Annotated in this window: 18 protein-coding genes, 2 pseudogenes and 1 riboswitch; of the genes and pseudogenes, 7 read left to right on the top strand and 13 right to left on the bottom strand. The window is 69.7% G+C overall.

Going from position 1 to position 19,179, the window contains the following annotated elements:
- Positions 1 to 2: 2 nt before the first annotated feature.
- Positions 3 to 262, bottom strand: a riboswitch (cobalamin riboswitch).
- Together ACYVK3_RS17275 and ACYVK3_RS17270 are read right to left on the bottom strand one after the other, a co-directional pair.
- The gene (locus ACYVK3_RS17275; RefSeq protein WP_460498727.1) at positions 257 to 1,216 is read right to left on the bottom strand and encodes a transketolase family protein; all 960 of its coding nucleotides are present in this window, start codon (positions 1,214 to 1,216) and stop codon (positions 257 to 259) included. (Overlaps the previous riboswitch by 6 nt.)
- Positions 1,217 to 1,283: 67 nt before the next feature.
- Positions 1,284 to 1,967, bottom strand: a complete 684-nt coding sequence (locus ACYVK3_RS17270) for a transketolase (RefSeq protein WP_460498726.1) — start codon at positions 1,965 to 1,967, stop codon at positions 1,284 to 1,286.
- 50 nt (positions 1,968 to 2,017) lie between these two features.
- Between ACYVK3_RS17270 and soxR the strand changes: the two genes are divergently transcribed.
- Complete coding sequence (gene soxR, locus ACYVK3_RS17265; RefSeq protein ID WP_460498577.1) at positions 2,018 to 2,473, top strand: MerR family transcriptional regulator; 456 nt, start codon at positions 2,018 to 2,020, stop codon at positions 2,471 to 2,473.
- Positions 2,474 to 2,571: 98 nt separating this feature from the next.
- On the opposite strand, the gene ACYVK3_RS17260 is transcribed toward soxR, so the two are convergent.
- On the bottom strand, positions 2,572 to 3,723 hold the full coding sequence (locus ACYVK3_RS17260) for an epoxide hydrolase family protein (protein WP_460498576.1): 1,152 nt from the start codon (positions 3,721 to 3,723) through the stop codon (positions 2,572 to 2,574).
- A gap of 63 nt (positions 3,724 to 3,786) precedes the next feature.
- On the opposite strand from ACYVK3_RS17260, the gene ACYVK3_RS17255 reads away from it, so the two are divergent.
- Complete coding sequence (locus tag ACYVK3_RS17255) at positions 3,787 to 4,767, top strand: helix-turn-helix transcriptional regulator (protein ID WP_460498575.1); 981 nt, start codon at positions 3,787 to 3,789, stop codon at positions 4,765 to 4,767.
- A 36-nt stretch (positions 4,768 to 4,803) separates the two neighbouring features.
- Here ACYVK3_RS17255 and ACYVK3_RS17250 read toward each other — a convergent pair whose 3' ends face one another.
- From ACYVK3_RS17250 to ACYVK3_RS17235, 4 genes and pseudogenes are all read right to left on the bottom strand, one after another.
- Positions 4,804 to 6,051 (bottom strand): sulfotransferase family protein, encoded by a 1,248-nt coding sequence (locus ACYVK3_RS17250; protein WP_460498574.1) that lies wholly within the window; start codon positions 6,049 to 6,051, stop codon positions 4,804 to 4,806.
- A gap of 650 nt (positions 6,052 to 6,701) precedes the next feature.
- Positions 6,702 to 7,052 carry a hypothetical protein gene (locus tag ACYVK3_RS17245; protein WP_460498573.1) on the bottom strand — a complete coding sequence of 117 codons (351 nt, stop codon included), beginning with the start codon at positions 7,050 to 7,052 and terminating at the stop codon, positions 6,702 to 6,704.
- Positions 7,053 to 7,242: 190 nt separating this feature from the next.
- Entirely contained in the window at positions 7,243 to 7,617 is a 375-nt protein-coding gene (locus tag ACYVK3_RS17240) for a cellulose binding domain-containing protein (protein WP_460498725.1), read from the bottom strand.
- Positions 7,594 to 8,567 (bottom strand): annotated as a pseudogene (locus ACYVK3_RS17235) (glycoside hydrolase family 5 protein); the annotation flags it as partial. The gene ACYVK3_RS17240 and the pseudogene ACYVK3_RS17235, both read right to left, overlap by 24 nt.
- A gap of 341 nt (positions 8,568 to 8,908) precedes the next feature.
- On the opposite strand from ACYVK3_RS17235, the gene ACYVK3_RS17230 reads away from it, so the two are divergent.
- On the top strand, positions 8,909 to 10,093 hold the full coding sequence (locus tag ACYVK3_RS17230) for an ROK family transcriptional regulator (RefSeq protein ID WP_460498572.1): 1,185 nt from the start codon (positions 8,909 to 8,911) through the stop codon (positions 10,091 to 10,093).
- Positions 10,094 to 10,112: 19 nt separating this feature from the next.
- On the opposite strand, the pseudogene ACYVK3_RS17225 reads toward ACYVK3_RS17230, so the two are convergent.
- Positions 10,113 to 11,013 (bottom strand): annotated as a pseudogene (locus ACYVK3_RS17225) (oxidoreductase).
- Between the two features lie 64 nt (positions 11,014 to 11,077).
- Between ACYVK3_RS17225 and ACYVK3_RS17220 the strand changes: the two are divergent.
- Complete coding sequence (locus tag ACYVK3_RS17220) at positions 11,078 to 11,683, top strand: TetR/AcrR family transcriptional regulator (protein WP_460498571.1); 606 nt, start codon at positions 11,078 to 11,080, stop codon at positions 11,681 to 11,683.
- Positions 11,684 to 11,734: 51 nt separating this feature from the next.
- On the opposite strand, the gene ACYVK3_RS17215 is transcribed toward ACYVK3_RS17220, so the two are convergent.
- The gene (locus tag ACYVK3_RS17215) at positions 11,735 to 12,187 is read right to left on the bottom strand and encodes a MarR family winged helix-turn-helix transcriptional regulator (protein WP_460498570.1); all 453 of its coding nucleotides are present in this window, start codon (positions 12,185 to 12,187) and stop codon (positions 11,735 to 11,737) included.
- Positions 12,188 to 12,400: 213 nt separating this feature from the next.
- Between ACYVK3_RS17215 and ACYVK3_RS17210 the strand changes: the two genes are divergently transcribed.
- Positions 12,401 to 13,462, top strand: a complete 1,062-nt coding sequence (locus ACYVK3_RS17210; RefSeq protein WP_460498569.1) for an LLM class oxidoreductase — start codon at positions 12,401 to 12,403, stop codon at positions 13,460 to 13,462.
- Complete coding sequence (locus ACYVK3_RS17205) at positions 13,459 to 14,037, top strand: NADPH-dependent FMN reductase family protein (RefSeq protein WP_460498568.1); 579 nt, start codon at positions 13,459 to 13,461, stop codon at positions 14,035 to 14,037. The genes ACYVK3_RS17210 and ACYVK3_RS17205 overlap by 4 nt, the downstream gene beginning before the upstream one ends.
- Before the next feature lie 30 nt (positions 14,038 to 14,067).
- On the opposite strand, the gene ACYVK3_RS17200 is transcribed toward ACYVK3_RS17205, so the two are convergent.
- A complete protein-coding gene (locus ACYVK3_RS17200; RefSeq protein ID WP_460498567.1) occupies positions 14,068 to 14,829 on the bottom strand; it encodes an SDR family oxidoreductase in 762 nt (253 codons plus the stop codon).
- A gap of 69 nt (positions 14,830 to 14,898) precedes the next feature.
- Between ACYVK3_RS17200 and ACYVK3_RS17195 the strand changes: the two genes are divergently transcribed.
- Complete coding sequence (locus ACYVK3_RS17195) at positions 14,899 to 15,765, top strand: LysR family transcriptional regulator (protein WP_460498566.1); 867 nt, start codon at positions 14,899 to 14,901, stop codon at positions 15,763 to 15,765.
- A gap of 128 nt (positions 15,766 to 15,893) precedes the next feature.
- On the opposite strand, the gene ACYVK3_RS17190 is transcribed toward ACYVK3_RS17195, so the two are convergent.
- From ACYVK3_RS17190 to ACYVK3_RS17180, 3 genes are read right to left on the bottom strand one after another with little or no spacing between them, the layout of a single operon-like run.
- Positions 15,894 to 18,275, bottom strand: a complete 2,382-nt coding sequence (locus ACYVK3_RS17190; RefSeq protein ID WP_460498565.1) for an excinuclease ABC subunit UvrA — start codon at positions 18,273 to 18,275, stop codon at positions 15,894 to 15,896.
- 30 nt (positions 18,276 to 18,305) lie between these two features.
- Positions 18,306 to 18,719: a VOC family protein gene (locus tag ACYVK3_RS17185; protein ID WP_460498564.1), complete on the bottom strand. Its 414-nt coding sequence runs from the start codon at positions 18,717 to 18,719 to the stop codon at positions 18,306 to 18,308.
- A 10-nt stretch (positions 18,720 to 18,729) separates the two neighbouring features.
- Positions 18,730 to 19,149 carry a helix-turn-helix transcriptional regulator gene (locus ACYVK3_RS17180; RefSeq protein WP_460498563.1) on the bottom strand — a complete coding sequence of 140 codons (420 nt, stop codon included), beginning with the start codon at positions 19,147 to 19,149 and terminating at the stop codon, positions 18,730 to 18,732.
- Positions 19,150 to 19,179 lie beyond the last annotated feature (30 nt).

Genomic DNA, 19,179 nt, shown 5'->3' with positions numbered 1-19,179 from the left:
CCCCTCAGTCGTGACGGAAGGCCTCAGTCTTCTGGCTCTCGGATCAACGCCGTCCGCCCGGCCTTCCCGGGTCACAGACCCAGTGGCCGCGCTCCGTCCGGCCAGGGCTCCGCGCCGCGCTCGATGGCCGCCGTCAACGCGTCCATCGGGCTCCGGCGCCGGCCCCGGGGCGGGCGACTCTCCGAATACAGTGGCGGGACCGCCGCAGAATCACACTGCGTTCCTGACCGCCTCCGTCGAATGGAACCTGAACGTACTACACGCCGTAGCCGCTGTCCACCCCCGCGTCCGGGCGGCCGGGACGCTCACGCCCCCGGTCGTCTTCGCCGCCGCGGTCGAGGAACCTCCGCAGTCGGGCGGCGATGCCGTCCGGGTCGAGTCCGTGGAGGCGTTCGTGTTCGGCGGCGGTGCCGTAGCGGCGCAGTTCTTCCCGCCCGACTCCGATCGACAGCAGGCGGTGGGGCCGGTCGGACAGCGCTCGTGAGAGGAGCCAGTCGGAGGTGCCCTCGAGATACGGCTCGACCATGACCACGGTGTTGCCGGTGCGAGCGGCCAGATCCCGCAGCCCCGTCGAGTCGAGCGGGCGCGGGGTATTGGTGTAGGCCACGGTGACGTCGAGCTCGGCGGTCGCGGTGAGGACGTTGTCGAGGACCGGCCCGACCGCGATCACGGTGGCGCGCGTGCCGCTGCGCAGCACCTCAAGGGCGTCGCCGGAACCGCCGTGGGGCGCCGTGTTGCGGCGCAGTGACAGCCGCATATAGGCGCCCTCGTCGGAGCCCACCGCCCGCTCCAGCAACGGCGGCACCTCGGCGGCGTGGCCCGGCACGAACACCCGCCAGCCGGGCAGGGTGTCGAACAGCGCCACATCGCGAGGGCTGAAGTGGGTGAAGCCGCCCTCGGCCCAGTCGTAGGAGGCGCCGACGCTGACCAGGACCCCGCTGGTGCCCTGGTGCTCGAAGTCGAGCTTGACCTGTTCGAAGGCGCGCTCGACCAGGAACGGGGCGTAGGTGTGGGCGATCGGCCGCAAGCCCGCCAGCGCCAGGCCTCCGGCCACGCCGACCATGAGCTGTTCGCGGATGCCGACATTGATCACCCGGTCGGGATGGGCCGCGGCCGCGGCGCGGAACAGGTCGGCGGAGATGTCGGCCAGGACCACGGCGATGCGCGGGTCGGCCTCGAGCAGATCGGAGGCGTGGGCGCCGAAAGCGTCGCGCATGGTCTGGTGCTGGCGGTCGTCGGTCAGCGGGTCTGAGCGGAACATGGTGGGTCCTCGGTTTCCGGGATCAGGGGCGGACGGTGGCGACCGTGGCGTGTGGTCGGTCGGTGTGGGATGCGGTGAACGCCCGGTGGAGCGCTTCATGGTCGCCCATGTCGGCGGTGGCGGTGCTCCAGCCGTGGACGCCGAACCGGGAGGCGATGCCGCCGGGCCACCCGTGCGTGGCCGAGGCGTTGTCGGCGACGACCACATTGAGGTTCGACAGCCCGACGGCTCCGGCGTAGGCCATGGCCTCGTGGTTGGAGCCCTCGTCGAGTTCGGCGTCGCCGAGGAGGACGTACACCCGAGCGTCGTGGTATCCGGTGGCGCGCAGGCCCAGCGCGATACCGACCCCGAGAGGCAGACCGTGGCCCAGCGAGCCCGACGAGCTCTCCACCCCTGGCACCAGCGTGGCGTCGGGGTGTGATCCCAGCGGCGACTCCAGAGCGGCGACGGAGTCGAGCCAGTCGGCCGGGATGAAACCCTTGGCGGCCAGGACTGCGTAGAAGGCACTCGGGCCGTGGCCCTTGGACAGCAGGAACCGGTCCCGGGCGGGATCGTCGGGGCGCCGCGGGTCGACGCGCAGCACCCGGTCGTAGAGCACCCAGATCGCATCCAGCGTGTACGTGCTGACAGCGGGGTAGCGCGCATCGACCACGGTGCGCAGGGCCAGTGCCCGGGTCTGTTCATAAGTGACGTTCACGCGAGGCATCATGTAACTTCAAGTCGACTTGAAGTCAACACCGGAGTGAGGAGAGCCACATGGTCGCCCCTGACGCCCGTACGCTCCTGACGATCGGCGACTTCGCCGCGCGAGCCGGGCTGAGCGCCTCGGCGCTGCGCTACTACGAATCGCTCGACCTGATCCACCCGGTGCGCACCAGCGGGAATCAGCGACGCTACCGCCGCGCTGAACTGCGCCGGGTGGCCTTCATCCGGGCCGCCAGATCAGTGGGGCTGTCACTCGATGAGATCAGGGACGTGCTGGCTCAGCTCCCCGAGCGGCGGATCCCCGACCGCGCCGATTGGCAGCGGCTCTCCTCCGCATGGCGGCAGCGCTTGGAGGACCGGATCACCCGCCTGCGCAAGCTGCAGGAGGACCTCGACGGCTGCATCGGCTGCGGCTGCCTCTCGCTCGACAAATGCTCGATCTACAACTTGCACGACGCACTGGCCGCCGACGGTCCCGGGCCCCGACTGGGATTCAAGCCCCTGTAGCGCCGAGCGCACCGGTTCCATGCGGCCGGCCGCCGATCGCGCTGCCGCAGCGGGCCGCTGTCGACGGTCCCCGTGTCGCCGTCGAACGGTCCCGCGCCTCAGCGGAGGCTTCGGAAGCACTCGCGCACATCGGCGGCCAGCAGGTCCGGGGCCTCCATCGCGGCGAAGTGGCCCCCGCGGTCATGGACGGTCCAGTGGACGAGGTGGTGCTCGCGCTCGGCGACGCTGCGCAGCGAGGCGTCGCCGGGGAAGATCGCCGCGCCGGTCGGAACGGCCGAGGGCTCTTGCGGCGTGCCCCAGTCGGTGGACTCCTTGTAGATCCGCGCCGAGGAGCCGCCCGTAGCGGTGAACCAGTACACGCTGACGTTGGTGAGCAGTTGGTCGAGGTCGACCGCGTCTTCGGGCAGCTCCCGTGCCGGATCGGTCAGGTGCTTGAAGTGCTCCGCGATCCATGCCAGTTGCATGGCGGGCGAGTCGGTCAGCCCGTACGCCAGATTCTGCGGTCGGTCGCCTTGGATCGCCGCGTAGCCGGAACCATCGCCGGCGCCCCAGTCGCTGAGCTTCGCCAGCGTCTCGCGTTCGTCCTCGGGGAACGTGGCGGGGTCGGCGTCCCAGGCGGGGATGGTGATGGGGCCGTTCAGGTGGATGCCGGCGACGTGCTCGGCGTCGAGGCGTCCCATCTGCGGGCCGACCAAGGAGCCGGCGTCGCCGCCCTGCGTGCCGTAGCGGTCATAGCCCAGCCGCGCCATCAGCGCGGTGAGCAGCTCGGCGTACCGGCTGGTGGAAGCGCTGCCCACGGGCGGCGGCGCGGAGAACGCGAAGCCGGGCAGCGAGGGGATCACCAGATGGAACGCGTCGGCCGGGTCACCGCCGTGCGAGCGGGGATCGCTGAGCGGCCCGATCACGCGCTGGAACTCCACGAAGGAGCCGGGCCAGCCGTGGATGAGCACCAGCGGCAGCGCGTCCGGCTCGGGAGAGCGGACGTGCAGGAAGTGCAGGCGCTGGCCGTCGATCTCGGTGAGGTACTGCGGGTATTCGTTCAGCGCCGCCTCCTGCGCGCGCCAGTCGTAGGCCGTGCGCCAGTATTCGGCCAGGCCGACCAGGTAGGACACGGGCACGCCGTAGCTCCATCCGGCGTCCGCGGGCTCGTGCGGCCAGCGGGTGCCGGCCAGCCGTGCTCGCAGATCGTCGATCTGCGACTGCGGAATCTCGATGCGGAACGGGATGATCTCCTGCTGTGTATCGGTCATGACAACGACCGTAGGCAGCCGTTAGGACGGCTTCGGTCCTAAGCGCCTGGCAATCTTGACGGCATGTTGGAGACATCCGCGCGCCTGCTCAAACTGCTCGCACTGTTGCAGACGCATCACGGCCGGAGTGGAGCCGAGCTCGCCGACCGCCTCGGCGTCACCGCCCGCACGGTGCGGCGCGATGTCGAGCGGCTGCGCGAGCTCGGCTACCCCGTGCACGCCGTGCGGGGCAGCTCCGGTTACCGGCTCGGCGCCGGCGCCGCACTGCCGCCCCTGCTGCTCGACGACGACGAGGCCGTGGCAGTGGTGGTCGGGCTGCGCACCGCCGCGGACGGCTCGGTCACCGGTATCGAGGAGCCCTCGCTGCGGGCGCTCGCCAAGCTCGAACAGGTGCTCCCGTCCCGATTGCGGCACCGCGTGAACACCCTGCACACGGCCATCGTCCGCGCCGGGGCGGCGCCCCGCCCGCAGGTAGCGCCGGACACGCTCATGACCATCGCGGAGGCCTGCCGCGGGCGGGAGCGTCTGCGATTCGACTACGCCAGCCCGCGCGGCGGCCGTTCCCGCCGGACGGTCGAACCACATCGCCTGGTCAGCTTCGGCTCGCAGTGGTACCTCGTCGCCTTCGACATCGACCGCGATGACTGGCGCACCTTCCGGGTGGACCGGCTCCGCCCGCGCGCCCCTACCGGTCCTCGGTTCGCGCCGCGCCGGCCGCCCGACGACGACATCGCGGCCTATCTGGCGCACCGACTGTCGGTGCGCGCCTGGCCCTGTCGGGCCACCGTGGTCTTGCACGCCCCGGCTGAAGCCATGGCCGAGCAGATCTGGCCGGGCATGGGGGTGATCGAGCCGATCGACGATCGCAGTTGCCTGCTCCACGTCGGCGCCGACACACCGTGGGCCCTGAGCTGGATGGTCACCGCGATCGACGTCGACTTCACCGTCGCCGACGCATCGCCCGGGCTCACGCGGGCCCTCCGCTCCCTGGCCGCCCGCTGCGAGCGCGCGATCCGAGGAACCTCCGCCACCGACACCGGCTGATCGCTCGGGCGCGGCCGCGGTCCGCGTACCGCTCTGTCAGCCCGCCGCGATGCGCATGTAGTCGTTGCCGAACGCCTGGTCGATGTCCGCGGCATCGAGTCCGTACCCGAGCAGCGAATGCTCGTGGCGTCGCATCCCGTCGCGTCCTCCGCCCTGGCCCGTACGCGTCAGCTGCTCGTCCAGCCGCGCCGCGTCCTCAGGGCCCCAAGGCAGCTCCAACTTCTGGAACAGCTCCGGCACGGCGGTGTGCGGCGAACTGGTCAGACTGTGGTATTTGACATCGATGAACCTTCCCGGCTGCGCCGCTGCGACCCGTACCTTCCGGCACTGCTCCATGCCCTCGGCGAGTTCGCGCAGCCACGCGCGCCCGATCTGCTTCGGATCGACCGCGCCGCGCTTGAGGTGGATGCTGTACAGGCTCTCCACCATCGAGCACAGCGAGGACATCACCGTGGTCGGGTCCCGGTGCGTCAGCACGATCTGCGCGTCGGGGAACACCCGCAGGATCGAATCCAGATTGAAGATGTTCCCCGGGTGTTTGAGCACCCAACGCCTGCGGGGCCGCCCGGTCTGGAGCACCTGCAGCGCGTCCCGAACGAACCGGAAGTCGGTGTCGCGGTCGTACGACTCGCGGTACCAGTCGAGATAACCGGGCAGCGGGGCCACCGTGGTGTGGAACGTGGCATGGAACTTCAGCCAGTAGTCCTCCTCGGGCCACTCGGCGTTCGTCGGATGAATGGTGGTCCACGACTTCGACAGCAGCAGCGTCATATCCAGGCGTTTCTGCGTCTCCCGGATATAACGCCGGCGCTCCTGCGACGTGGGCTCCAGCCCCAGGTTGTACATCTCCCACAGGTACGGCGCCCGAGCGGCTTGCGAACCGGCGATGATGTGCTGTGTCAGCGTGGTCGCCGTGCGCGGCAGACCGAGCACGAAGATCGGCCGCTCGATGACCTCCTCGCGCACTTGCGGGTGCTGTTCTTGGAGGCGGCGCACGGTGAGCAGGTTCGCGATCCGCGCGGCCACCATGTCCTTGGCCGAACGCCATCCCACGCCCGACAAGGCCGGGGTCTCCGCCCAGCAGTGCAGCAGGAACCGCAGGCTCTCCATGATGTCGTCGTCCTCATCAGACAGACGCATGCCGACGGTGTCGGTCTCCTTGCGTGCCTTGGCGCTCATCGCGTCGAACACCGCGTCGACCTTGCGGGGACTGCGTGACTCGGACCGGCGCCGGCCTTCCATCAGGACGTTGAGGACGCCCAGCATTCGTGTAGTGCGCTGCAAGAGAGGTCTCCTTACGGCTTTCCGACGGCACAGGGACGCCCGGGCGCGGAATGCGACCCGTACAGCCTCAACGGTGACGAATCGTCCGCTCCTCGATGCACCACACGATACCGTCGCCACTGCGAACGGTGCGCCTCAGGCCTGGCCCGGACCAACTGCGCACCAACACCTCCAAGGCGCGACATCCGAGATGGGCGCGGCGCTGGGGCCTTCCGACGAGCAGCAGGTCAACGGCCTCCCACGCGACCGCTCCAACACCGCGCAGCACCGAACCCAGCCGCCAGACGGCATTCGCCCAGGTCTACGGCGTCGCGCCCCCTACCGCACTCGGATGGAACGGGGATCGCCTCGACGCTGTCGCTTCGCGTCGGCAGGACGGCGAGCGCGCTGAGGACGACCATCGCGCCCGAGGAAGAGGAGGTTTCCATGGACGCCGAGGCCGCGAGCCCGCGAGGTGGGCCGCGTGGAATCGAGCGTGCGGGTGTCAGTCGGGGTGGAAGCGGTGGTCGCCGCTCCAGCCGATCCGCGTGAAGCCGATTCGAGCGACGATCGTCGCGAGCAGCACCACCGAGAGCAGGAGGCGCCCGAGCAGGTCCGTCGTGATGGTGATCCCTTCGCAGCCGCGTCGCCACCGGGCAGCGGGACCATCGCTAGCGGTGCATCACCCGGCGTACCACCGCCCGGCTTCGTTCGGGCACCTCCGAGGTCGCGGCGATCAACGCGTCCTTGGCGTCCTCCAGTTGGCGTACCGCTCGGTGGTATCCCTTGGCGGATCTGCGTCGGTCGTAGGCCATCTTGGCGCCGATGACCGCGGCGGCGGTCGCGCCCGCGACTACCGCGGCGATGATCACCGGACGGGACTTGAGCGTCTCGTACAGGTCGTGACGCTGCTCGACGAGGCCGCCCAAGGGTCCGGAGCCCGGGCCCTCGGTCGCATCGAGCGGCTCGGCCCCGGTCGCGGAGCCGGAGCGCTCGTCCAGAGGATCCTCGTGTGATGTCATGACCGGATCCTTCCCTAGCGGGTGCATGGCAGCCTCGATCGTATCGCCCTGGAGGCGGTTGCGGGAGGACACGAGCAACCCGTCGTTCATTCGCCGTTTGCCGGGAGCCACGGCCATATCCCCAGGACGCCGACCGGCTGTTCGGGCGCGGTGGTGCGGCGGCTGTTCGCCGCACCACCGGTCCCGGCTCTCAGCCCGCCGAGCAGGCGATCTGCGGCGTCGCGGGCGTTCCGCTCGCTATGAAGCCGCCGGCCTCGATGGTCTGTCCTGGCTCGACTCTGCCGTTCCAAGACGAGCTGGCGGCGCTCACGGTCGTCCCCGATTGGGCCCAGTCGGCGTTCCATGCCGAACTGATCTGCTGACCGCCGGGCCAGTCCCAGCTGAGGGTCCAGCCGTCGAGGCCGCTGCCGCCGGCGGTGACGGCGACACGACCCTCCCAGCCCGAGCCCCAGTCGCTGACGACGGCGACGGTCGCTTCGCATTCTCCGGTGGGCGGCGTGCTCGGCTCGTCGGTGGGCGAGTCGGTCGGGACGCCGCCTTCCCGGATGCGGTCGCGGATCCACACACCCGCCTCTTTCAGCCGCGAGGTTCCGGCGAACGGCCCACCGGGGCAGGTGCCCGTCTCGAAGACCGCGCCGGAGCGGTGGTCGTCGGAGAAGTTCCAATTGACCCAGCTGATGCCTTTGCGCTCCATCAGGTCGAGGTAGCGCTGCGCCATGGCGAAGTCGTTCGCGCCCTCCCCCGCGTAGTCCTGTGTGCCGAACTCGGTCACGAACATGGGGATCTGGTCGGCCGCGCGGGACAGCGCGTTCAGGTGGTCCTCGCGGTGGGAGGCCGCGTAGAAGTGGAAGGTGTACATGATGCCCGAGGCGTCGACCGGGTCGTCGATCACCTCCTGCTCGCTGGAGCCGTCCGAGACGCCGAGTGAGGACCAGTCCGCGGTGCCGAGCAGGATGACGCCGTCCGAGTCGTGCTGCCTGATCACCGGGATGATCTCCTCGTGATAGGACTTGATCCGCGACCAGGGGACGTCGCTGGGCTCGTTCGCGACTTCGTAGAAGAGGTTGTCCTGATCGCCGTGCTCCCGCGCGATCTCGGTGAAGAAGGTCTTGGCACGCTCCAGGTTGTAGTGGGGGTCGCCCGGATCGAGCATGTGCCAGTCGACGATGACGTACAGACCGCGAGCGGTGACGTCGTCGATGAGCTCGTGCATCATGGCGGTGTAGCCGGCGGGGTCGGTCTCGTAGCCGCCCTCCTGGATGTACATGGACAGGCGCACGACGTCGGCGCCCCAGTCGTAGGCGAGGGCGTCCAGGGACGAGTCGTTCACGCACTGCGAGTACCACTGCAGGCCGTGGGTGCTCATCCCCCGCAGTTGCACTTCGTCGCCGGAGGCATCGCAGAGCGTGGTCCCGCAGACGCGCAGCTGACCGTGCTGCGCCACAGGGGACGCTGCGGTGGCGGCGGGCTCGTCGGCGGCGGGCTGGCCCGTGGCGACGCCGATCCCGAGCGGGGTCAGGACGGCGACCGCGACGACCGCGACGAGGCTCAGCAGCCGTCCGCGGCGGGTCGGGAAGGTCATCAGCGCTCCTCAATAGTTAGGAAATATTACTATCTATTGAGCACCGTATCGACGCCGCGTATCGAAGTCAATAGATCGCTTAAGTCAAATTCTTCGATATCAAGGCGATATGGCCGCCGATGGGAGGCGTTCGCCGACGGCGTCGCCACGCGATCCACGTACGCCGCGCTTGCGATAGTTAGACGCCTTGACCAATCGTGGGCGTCGAAACTATGCTCATCGAGTCCTCGGGCCAGCGTGAACGAGCACCACCGGCGCAACGGAAGAAGGACCCATGCACACCATCGGCCGGACGGCCTCCCCGGTCCCCTCCGGGTCCTCGCATCTGCTGCGCACCATCAACGAACGCGCCGCGCTGCACCACCTGCTCGAGAACCACACCCTCACCAGGGTGGAGCTGCGCGAGCTCACGGGCCTGGCCAAGCCCACCGCCTCTCAGGTCATGCGCAGGCTCCTGGCGGCCGGACTGGCGGTCACCGCGGGGCGTACCACCGCCAAGCAGGCGGGCCCCAAGGCCGAGGTCTACTCGATCAACGCCGACTACGCCTTCGCCGCCGCCGCGACGCTCCGCGAGCCCGACGGCATCACCGTCGCCATCGGCGACCTCAAGGGACGCGAGCGCGCCTCGACCTCCAGGAAGGTCGACTTCGCCGCCGTCTCCCCCGATCGGGCCGTGCTCGATCTCGTGGCCGCGACCGCCGCCGACGCCGGGATCGAACCCGACCGGATCGCTGCCCTCCACATCGCCGTGCCGGGCGCCTACGACGCCGCCACCGACACCGTCAACTTCGCCGACATCCCCGAGCTGTCCGGGCTGCGGTTGCGTACCGCATTGAGCGCCGAACTGCACGCCTCGGTCCAGATCCACAACGACGTCAACGCCGCCACCGTGGCCGAGCGCCGCAATCCGGCCGTCTCCGGCGGGCTTGCCGTACTCTGGCTGGGCCGCGAGGGCGTCGGGGCCGGCATCGACCTGCGCCAAGGCCTGCTCGTCGGTGAGCACGGGGCCGCGGGCGAGCTCGGCTACGTCCCCGCCTTCCCCGACCGCTGCGGGCCCGAGGACCCCACGTACCAGGACTGGCTCGGCGCGCCCGCCGTCATCGAGCTCGGCGCACGGCACGGCGTCGGCGGTCCGGACGCCCCGGCGGTCATGGCCGCCGCGGTCGAGCGGGGAGCGGGGGCCTTCCTGGACGAATACGCCTTCCGCGTCGCCTCGGCGATCCGGATGCTCAAGTGCCTGATCGACCCGCCGCGCATCGTCCTGACCGGAGAGATCGCCCTCGCCGGAGGAGAGCGCCTGGTAGCTCGCGTCCGGGCCGCCTGCGGAACCGTCGGCGAACTGGTCCTGCCCTCGGGGGTGTACGGCGACGCGGTCGCGATCGGGGCGCTGGACGCGGCATACGCCGATCTCAAGCGACGCGTCCTCGACACGGCCGTCGAGGAGGAAGCGGCCGACTGATTGCGACGGCGGCCACGACTCAGCCGGTTTGCAGCGAGTCCCGGGGGAAGGCCACTCCCGTCAGCTTTTCGGACGCCTCCCACAGGCGTCGTGCCGTTTCGGCGTCCTGTGCCCTGGCCGAGCGGCCGACCAGTTTCGGCGCACCGCGCGCCTCCAGGAAGCCGCTCGGTCCGGCATAGCCGTCGCCGGGGATATCCGCCACGGCGGCATAGAGGGTCGGCAGTGCGCCGTCCGCTTCGTTCTGTGTGACGAGGCGGGCGCCGGCCTTTTGGACGCGGTGGCGCACGCGTCGCCGACCGTCGAACCGCAGCAGGTTGGTGGCCGCCACGCCGGGGTGCGCGGCGGTCGCGATCACCGGCGAGCCGGCCTCGGTGAGTCGCCGCTGGAGTTCCGATGTGAACAGCAGATTGGCGAGTTTGGACTGCGCGTAGGCGCGCATCGCCTTGTAGGGTCTGCGTTCCCAATTGAGGTCGTCGAAGTCGATCGAGCCGATCCTGTGGCCGCTGGACGCGACGGTGACGACCCGTCCGGTGATCCGCGGCAGGAGCAGGTTCGTGAGCGCGAAATGCCCCAGGTGGTTGGTCCCGAACTGCAGCTCGAAACCGTCTGCGGTGCGGGAGAACGGCGGGATCATGACCCCCGCGTTGTTGATCAGCACATCGACGGGCCCGGCGAAGTCCTCGGCGAACGCGCGGACCGAGGGCGAGGTCGGCGAGATCGAGCTGCCGGACCTCGACGTCGCCGGTCATCGCGGCGGCGGCTTCGCGGCCCTTCGCCAGATTGCGCACGGCGAGCACGACGCGGGCGTCCCTGGCCGCGAGCACACGTGTGGCCACGCGGCCGATCCCGCTGTTGGCGCCGGTGACGACGACCGTCCGGCCCGTCATGGGCGGAACGTCGGAAGCGGAGAATGTTGTCATGAGCTACATAGTAGTCGTTGTAAACAATGTAGTCAATGACAACAGGTTTGCTACCGTAGGCTCCATGCCCGACACGACCGAAGTGCGCCCCTACCACCACGGCAACCTCCGCACCGCACTGCTCGACGCGGCCGAGCGCCGCCTGCGGGAGCGAGGATCGGACCAGTTGTCGCTGCGGGATCTCGCCAGGGCGATCGGCGTCAGCCATGCCGCGCCGCGCCGGCATTTCCCTGATCGCCAAGCGCTGCTCGACGCGCTCGCCGAGGCCGGGTTCGCCCGGTTGCACACCGCTCTGCGCGCCGCTCTAGCGGACGCGGGCGAGGACTTCCCGTCGCGCGTGCGGGCCACGATGACGGCCTACACCCGCTTCGCCACCGAGAACGCCGCACTCCTGGAGCTGATGTACACCAGCAAGCACCGGCCGGGAGCGACTCGGATCGTCAAGGCGGCCGAAGCGCCGTTCGAGTTGATGAGCGAGCTGATCGTTCAGGGGCAGCGGCAGGGCGCACTCCAGGAGGGACCGCCGGAGCGGGTCGGGCTCGTCCTGTTCGCGACCCTCCAGGGCATCGCCTCGCTCATCAACGGCAACATCGTCAAAGCGGAACTGCTCGACGCCCTCGTGGAGACCGCGGTCGAACAGTTCTTGCGCGGGGGGCGCCCGCCTTCATAGCACGTATCGGGACGGTCGCACGCTGCGGAGCCCGGCGGCGCCGTCGTCGCGTCAGGCCCCGTCCTCGGCGGGGTCGAGGCGGGCCCAGACGTCGGCGAGGTCGCGGAGGTGCTCCTCGTCGAGCCGGTCGAAGAAGAGCCTGCGGAGGTCGCCGTACTGCTGGCGCCACGCCTTCCGCATGAGCGCCCGGCCCTCGCCGGTCAGGACGGCTTCGAAGCCGCGGCCGTCTTCGGCGGACCGTCGCCGCTCGATCAGGCCGCGGCGCTCGAGCCGGTCGGCGAGTCGGGTGAACCCGCCGCTGCTCATCAGTCGGCGTTCGGCGAGCTCGGACATCCGCATGCCCTTGCGGCCGGCGCGGGCGAGCAGTGCGAGGACGCTGTACTCGGCCATGCTCACGTCCAAGGGAGCGAGCCCCGCCTCCACCTCACGCCAGATCCGATCGTGAGTGATCAGGAATCCTCCCCACGCCGCCTCCTCCAGATCGCTCAGCTTCTCCGTCGCCATGCATGCATCCTAGCCTCACGGCACCGCGGACCGGCGCGTTTACCTGCCTGCGCACGCATCTTGTTGTGGAGTGGCCCACCGCGCGAAATATTTGCCTGCGCAGACAATGTTCTAGCCGACGTGGGAGGCCGCGCCGGGTCGCCGAGCAGGCGCCCGGAGGCGGCCTTCGCCCCGCGACCACCGGCATCACCGCCGGCAATGAGAGGAAGAGCGATGGCATTCGAGATCGGGATCCTGACGTTCGGTGAGATCACCGAGGACCCTGCCAGCGGCACCCCGCCGTCCCCGAGACAGCGCGTCCGCGAGACGATCGAGCAGGCGGAACTGGCCGATCAGGTCGGCCTCGACGTGTTCGCCGTCGGCGAGCATCACCGCAGCGACTTCGTGGGATCGGCGCCGACCGTCCTCTTGGCGGCCGCGGCCGAGAAGACGACGAACATCAAGCTGACGAGCGGGGTCACCGTGCTCAGTTCCGAGGATCCGGTGCGCGTGTGGGAGCAGTTCGCGACGATCGACCTGCTCTCCGCCGGGCGCGCCGAGATCATCGCCGGACGCGGCTCCTACACCGAGTCGTTCCCGCTGTTCGGATACGACCTCAAGGACTACGCCGAGCTCTTCCGCGAGAAGCTCGACCTCCTGCTCAAGATCCGCGAGCAGAACCCGCTCACCTGGAAAGGGAAGTTCCGCGCCCCCTTGGTGAACGCGGACATCGCGCCCCGCCCCGACGGGGACACGATCCCGATCTGGGTCGGCGTCGGCGGCTCACCGGCGTCCGCGGTCAGCACCGGAAGGCTCGGCCTCCCCATGGCCATGGCGCTGCTGCTCGGGCCGATGACGTACCACGAACAGACCGTCGAGCTCTACCGCGACGCCGCCGCGCGGGCGGGACACGACCCGGACACCCTGCCGGTCAGCATCAACGTGCACGGGTTCGTCGGGCGCACCAGCAAGAGCGCGCGGGACATCATGTACCCCTCCTTCGCGCGGGGCATGGAGGAGAACAACCACCAGCGCGGCCGAGGGTTCACGATTCCGCGGCCCGTGTTCGAAGCGCAGACCTCGCCGGCGGCCGGCCTGATCGTCGGCAGTCCGCAGGAGGTCATCGACAAGCTGCTCGACTACCACGAGCTGTACGGTCTGAACCGCGCGCTCATCCAGATGGGCTTCGGCGGTGTGCCGCACAAGGAGCACCTCGAGGCGATCGAACTGCTCGGCACCGAGGTCGCACCGGTCGTGCGCCGCGAGATCGCCGCGAGGGAAGGAGCGTCGGCATGAGCGCCGCCGGTACCGGGCGGGCGCTCAAGGTGGTCGTGGTCAACGGCAGCCCGAACGAGCGGTCCAAGACCATGGGCCTGGTCGACGCCGTCCTTCAATACCTTGAGTCGGCGCTGCCGATCGAGACCTCCCGGATCGACGTCTACCGGCTCGGCCCGGCCTTCACCGGCGTGATCGAACGCGAGGAGGCCGCACCCGAGATCGAGGGCACGCTCCGACTCGCCGAGGAGGCCGACCTCCTGATCGCGGCGGCACCGGTCTTCCGCGGTTCCTACCCGGGCATGTTCAAGCACTTCTTCGACCTCGTCGACCAGTACGCGCTCGCCAACAAGCCCGTGCTGCTCGCCGCGACCGGCGGAGGGGAGCACCATGCGCTCGTCTTGGAGCACGCCCTGCGGCCGCTCTTCGGGTTCTTCCAGTCGCTGACCGTGCCCGTCGCGGTCTTCGCCTCCGCGGGCGACTTCGACGGCACCCTGCTGCTCAACCCGCGAGTCCACGGACGTATCGAGATGGGAATCGCCGATGTGGCGGACCTCCTTCGGAGCCGCGCCACGAAGAGCGTCGGGAGCCCGTGACGGCTCGCGGGCTCCCGATCAGCGCATCGGCTACCAGGGCGCGGGCCCCTGGTCGTCGGTGAAGGTGCCGGTGGGTCCGTCCGCGGGGACGGTCGCCATGCGGACGGCGGCCACCGCGCCCTCGGCGGCCGTGCCGTAGCCGGTGTGGTCGTTCAGGTCGGTCGCGACGAAGCCGGGGCAGACGGCGTTGACGAGGATGCCGTCGGCTTGCAGGTCCCTGGCGTACTGGAGGGTCAGGGCCGTCAGGGCGGTCTTGGACGGGGAGTATCCGGCGAGGATCGGCACCCGGTCGGCGGCCCATGCCTCCTGGTCGGCCATGGCGCTCAGTGAGCCGATGGTGCTGGAGACGTTGACGATGCGCGGGGTCCTCGATTGTTGCAGCAGCGGCAGCATCGCGTTGGTGACGGTGATGACGCCGAAGACGTTGGTCTCGAAGACGGTGCGGACGGTGTCGAGGTCGACGGAGCGTGGCAGCTGGGCGGCGCTGTCGGTGCCCGGCGGATAGGCGATGCCCGCGTTGTTGACGAGCGCGTCGAGCCTGCCGTGCCGGTCGGCGATCATATCGGCGGCCGCGGCGACCGACTCGGGATCGGTCACGTCGAGCACTACGGCGTCGGCGTCGGCGCCGACGGCCTGCAGTTCCGCGGCGGCCTTCTCGCCGCGTTCGGCGCTGCGGGCGCCGATCACGACGGTGTGCCCCATAGCGGCGAGCCGGCCGGCGATCTCGCGGCCGATACCCTTGTTGGCGCCCGTGACCAGGGCGATCATGGTGTTGTTCGTGTGGTTCTCCATGGCTCTACGACAACACGGCGGGCCTTGGCGGACCAACACCGATGCCGTCGCGATTGATACCTTGGAGGTATGGACGTTGCGGAGACGCGGGAACTCGAATATTTCGTGGCCGTCGCCGAGGAGCTGCACTTCGGCCGTGCGGCTCAGCGGCTCGGGTTGGCGCAGCCGCCGCTGTCGCGCGCCATCCAGCGTCTCGAGCGGCGAATGGGCGTGCTCCTCTTCGAGCGGACGAGCCGATCGGTGAGTCTCACTCCCGCGGGCGAGGTCTTCCTCGACGAGAGCCGCAGGGCGCTCGACGCGGTCGCCACCGCGGTGCGAAGGGCCCGGCGAGCGGGGCAGGACGTGCCGCGGTTGCTGGTGGCGATGAAACCCGACGGGGACGCCGGCATGATCGAGCGCATCAAGCGGGTGTACTCCCAGGACCCCGATGCCGTCGAGATCGAGGTGTCGGTGTGCGGCTTCGGCGAGCAGACGCGCATGCTGCGCGACGGGCGCGTCGACGTCGCGTTCGTGCACGGCCCGCGCGACGATCTCGAAGGATTCGACACTGAGCTGCTGCTGACGCAGGACGAGGTGGCGGCGCTTCCCCGCGGCCACCGACTGGCCGACCGGGCCGCCCTGGTGATGGCCGATCTCGACGGCGAGCCGTTCCCCGACTTTTCGGGCACGGACCCGCAGGAGGCGAACGGCCCGGTGATCCGCGACTCGGCGCAGCTGTTGCAGCTGGTCGCCCTCGGGCAGGTGGTCGCCGTGGTCCCCGACTCGGTGCGGTTGCACGCCCGGAGCGATGTGGTGTTCGTGCCGGTGCTCGACGCGCCGAGGAGTTCGATCCTGCTGGCATGGCGCGAGGGGACGCGCTCGCGTGCGGTGGCGGCGTTCGTCCGGGCGGGCATCGAGGTCGCCGCCGACGGTGTGGGGCTCGAACCCGTGCGCTAGTCCTGTCCTGTGGATCCGGACCGGTCGGATCCACAGGAGACCAGGGCTGGGCGCTTCGGCCGGGGCGAACGAGCGACGGGTTCCAGGAGACAGCGGCGTCTCCTGGAACCCGTCGCTCGTTCCGTCGGTCAGGCGGTGTACTCCGCCAAGTGCTGGCCGGTGAGCGTGGAGCGGTCCTTGACGAGTTCGGCGGGCGTGCCTTCGAAGACGACCCGGCCGCCGTCGTGGCCGGCCCCGGGGCCGAGGTCGATGATCCAGTCGGCGTGCGCCATGACCGCCTGGTGGTGCTCGATGACGATCACCGACTTGCCGGAGTCGACGAGCCGGTCGAGCAGGGCGAGCAACTGCTCGACGTCGGCGAGGTGGAGGCCGGTGGTCGGCTCGTCGAGGATGTAGACGCCGCCCTGCTCCCCCATGCGGGTCGCGAGCTTGAGCCGCTGCCGTTCACCGCCGGAGAGCGTGGTGAGCGGCTGGCCGAGGCTGAGGTAGCCGAGCCCGACGTCGTCGAGCCGCCGCAGGATCTTGTGGGCCGCGGGAATCTTCGCCTCGCCGCCGCCGAAGAACTCCTCGGCCTCGGCCACCGACATCGCGAGGACCTCGCTGATGTCGCGGCCTCCGAAGCGGTACTCGAGCACTGAAGCGTCGAACCGCTTGCCCTCGCACTCCTCGCAGGTGGTGGCGACCCCGGCCATCATCGCCAGGTCGGTGAAGACGACGCCGGCGCCGTTGCAGTTCGGGCAGGCGCCCTCGGAGTTGGCGCTGAACAGCCCCGGCTTGACGCCGTTGGCCTTCGCGAACGCCTTGCGGATCGGCTCGAGCAGCCCGGTGTACGTCGCCGGGTTGCTCCGCCTGGAGCCGCGGATCGCGCCCTGGTCGATGGCCACCACGTCGGCGTCGGAGGGGAGGGAGCCGTGCACGAGCGAGCTCTTGCCCGAGCCCGCGACACCGGTGATGACGGTGAGGACGCCGAGCGGGATGTCGACGTCGACGTTCTGGAGGTTGTGCTTGTTCGCGCCGCGGATCTCGAGCGTCCCGTTCGGCTCGCGGACCGTCTCCTTGAGGGAGGCGCGGTCGTCGAGGTGACGGCCGGTGAGGGTGCCGCCGGTCCTGAGCCCTTCGACGGTGCCCTCGAAGCAGACGGTGCCGCCGTCGTGGCCGGCTCCGGGACCGAGGTCGACGACGTGGTCGGCGATCGCGATGGCCTCCGGCTTGTGCTCCACGACGAGCACGGTGTTGCCCTTGTCGCGCAGTTGCAGCAGCAGCTTGTTCATCCGCTGGATGTCGTGCGGGTGGAGCCCGATGGTGGGCTCGTCGAAGACGTAGGTGACGTCGGTGAGGGACGATCCGAGGTGGCGGATCATCTTGGTGCGCTGCGCCTCACCGCCGGAGAGCGTGCCCGAGGGCCGGTCGAGGCTGAGATATCCGAGTCCGATGTCGACGAAGGAGTCGAGCGTGTCCCCCAGCGCGTTCAGCAGCGGCGCCACCGAGGGCTCGTCGAGGCCGCGGACCCACGCGGCGAGGTCGTTGATCTGCATCGCGCAGGCGTCGGCGATATTGACGCCCTTGATCTTCGAGGATCGGGCCGCGTGATTGAGCCGCGTGCCGTCGCACTCGGGACAGGTGGTGAAGGTGATCGCCCGGTCCACGAACGCTCGGATGTGCGACTGCATCGCCTCCCGGTCCTTGGACAGGAACGACTTCTGGATCTTCGGGATCAGGCCTTCGTAGGTGACGTTGACGCCTTCGACCTTGATCCTGGTCGGCTCCTTGTACAGGAGCGCGTCGAGCTCTTTCTTCGTGAACTTGCTGATCGGCTTGTCGGGGTCGAAGTAGCCGCAGGCGCGGAAGATGCGCCCGTACCAGCTGTCCACGGTGTAGCCGGGGATCGTGAGCGCGCCCTCGTTGAGCGAGCGGCTGTCGTCGTACAGCGCGGTGAGGTCGAAGTCGGAGACCGAGCCGCGGCCTTCGCAGCGCGGGCACATGCCGCCGGCGATGTTGAAGTCGCGGCGCTCCTTCACCTCTTTGCCGCCGCGTTCGAAGGTGACCGCGCCGGCCCCGCTGATCGAGGCGACGTTGAAGGAGAACGCCTTGGGCGGGCCGATGTGCGGCTTCCCGAGCCGGCTGAAGAGGATTCGCAGCATCGCGTTGGCGTCGGTCGCGGTGCCGACCGTGGAGCGCGGATCGGAGCCGAGCCGCTCCTGGTCGACGATGATCGCCGTCGTCAGCCCGTCGAGCAGGTCGACCTCGGGCCGCGCCAGCGTCGGCATGAAGCCCTGCACGAAGGCGCTGTACGTCTCGTTGATCAGCCGCTGGGACTCGGCGGCGATCGTGGCGAACACCAGCGAGCTCTTGCCCGAGCCCGAGACGCCGGTGAACACCGTCAGACGTCGCTTGGGGATCTCGATGCTGACGTCCTTGAGGTTGTTCTCGCGGGCGCCGTACACGCGGATCAGATCGTGGCTGTCGGCCGGGTGCGACTCGGACGGGGGTGTTTCCGTCGCCTTGGTCATCCTGTCTCCATCTGCAATCGGAAAGTCGCGCTACGAGCGCGGCTGGTTGAAGCGAAGCATGTTGCCGGAGGGGTCGCGGAAGGCGCAGTCGCGGACGCCGTACGGCTGGTCGGTCGGCTCCTGCAGGACCTCGGCGCCGGAGGCGGCGATGCGCTCGAACGTGGCGTCGCAGTCGTCGGTGCGGAAGATCAGGCCGCGCAGCAGGCCCTTGGCCAGCAGCTCGGTCATGGCCTCTTTGTCGGCGGGCGAGGCGTTCGGGTCCGCGACGGGCGGTTCGAGCACGATGTTGACGTCGGGCTGCGAGGGCGGGCCCACGGTGACCCACCGCATGCCCTCGAAGGCGACGTCGTTGCGGACCTCGAGGCCCAGGACGTCCCGGTAGAAGGCGAGCGCCTTGTCGTGGTCGTCGACGGCGATGAAGCAGTCCGAAAGCTTGATGTCCATGCGCTTCATGCTACGAGCGGGGCGCATGCTTCGCTTCTCCATTCCTGACCGGCCGGGTGTAGATCTTGGCGTAGCAGGCGGGTATGGCCGCGCCCTCGTCGTGGCCGCGGGCGCGGTACGCGCTCGGGCTCTCGCCGACCAGATCGGTGAACCTCGCGCTGAACGACCCCAGCGACGTACAGCCGACCTCGAAGCAGACCTCCGTGACCGTCAGGTCGCCGCGCCGCAGCAGCGCCTTGGCGCGCTCGATCCGGCGCGTCATCAGGTAGCTGTAGGGCGTCTCGCCGAAGGCGGCTCGGAAGCTGCGCGAGAAGTGGCCCGGCGACATGAGGGCGGCGCGCGCCAGCGCGGGAACGTCCAGCGGTTTCGCGTATTCGCGATCGATCAGGTCGCGGGCCCGCCGCAGCAGGACCAGGTCCTCCAGTCTCACGCGGCCAGCATCCCACAAGGGGCCGACAGT

The sequence above is a fragment of the Glycomyces tarimensis genome (assembly GCF_054776215.1).
Note: the sequence above shows the minus strand (reverse complement) of the source record. Positions and strands in the feature narration are given on the sequence as shown.

Coding starts and splice junctions, on each gene's coding strand:
- ACYVK3_RS17275 (WP_460498727.1), bottom strand. CDS start 1,216: ATGCGCGACGCTTTCGGCGCCCACGCCTCCGATCTGCTCGAGGCCGAC.
- ACYVK3_RS17270 (WP_460498726.1), bottom strand. CDS start 1,967: ATGCCTCGCGTGAACGTCACTTATGAACAGACCCGGGCACTGGCCCTG.
- soxR (WP_460498577.1), top strand. CDS start 2,018: ATGGTCGCCCCTGACGCCCGTACGCTCCTGACGATCGGCGACTTCGCC.
- ACYVK3_RS17260 (WP_460498576.1), bottom strand. CDS start 3,723: ATGACCGATACACAGCAGGAGATCATCCCGTTCCGCATCGAGATTCCG.
- ACYVK3_RS17255 (WP_460498575.1), top strand. CDS start 3,787: ATGTTGGAGACATCCGCGCGCCTGCTCAAACTGCTCGCACTGTTGCAG.
- ACYVK3_RS17245 (WP_460498573.1), bottom strand. CDS start 7,052: ATGACATCACACGAGGATCCTCTGGACGAGCGCTCCGGCTCCGCGACC.
- ACYVK3_RS17230 (WP_460498572.1), top strand. CDS start 8,909: ATGCACACCATCGGCCGGACGGCCTCCCCGGTCCCCTCCGGGTCCTCG.
- ACYVK3_RS17220 (WP_460498571.1), top strand. CDS start 11,078: ATGCCCGACACGACCGAAGTGCGCCCCTACCACCACGGCAACCTCCGC.
- ACYVK3_RS17215 (WP_460498570.1), bottom strand. CDS start 12,187: ATGGCGACGGAGAAGCTGAGCGATCTGGAGGAGGCGGCGTGGGGAGGA.
- ACYVK3_RS17210 (WP_460498569.1), top strand. CDS start 12,401: ATGGCATTCGAGATCGGGATCCTGACGTTCGGTGAGATCACCGAGGAC.
- ACYVK3_RS17205 (WP_460498568.1), top strand. CDS start 13,459: ATGAGCGCCGCCGGTACCGGGCGGGCGCTCAAGGTGGTCGTGGTCAAC.
- ACYVK3_RS17200 (WP_460498567.1), bottom strand. CDS start 14,829: ATGGAGAACCACACGAACAACACCATGATCGCCCTGGTCACGGGCGCC.
- ACYVK3_RS17195 (WP_460498566.1), top strand. CDS start 14,899: ATGGACGTTGCGGAGACGCGGGAACTCGAATATTTCGTGGCCGTCGCC.
- ACYVK3_RS17190 (WP_460498565.1), bottom strand. CDS start 18,275: ATGACCAAGGCGACGGAAACACCCCCGTCCGAGTCGCACCCGGCCGAC.
- ACYVK3_RS17185 (WP_460498564.1), bottom strand. CDS start 18,719: ATGGACATCAAGCTTTCGGACTGCTTCATCGCCGTCGACGACCACGAC.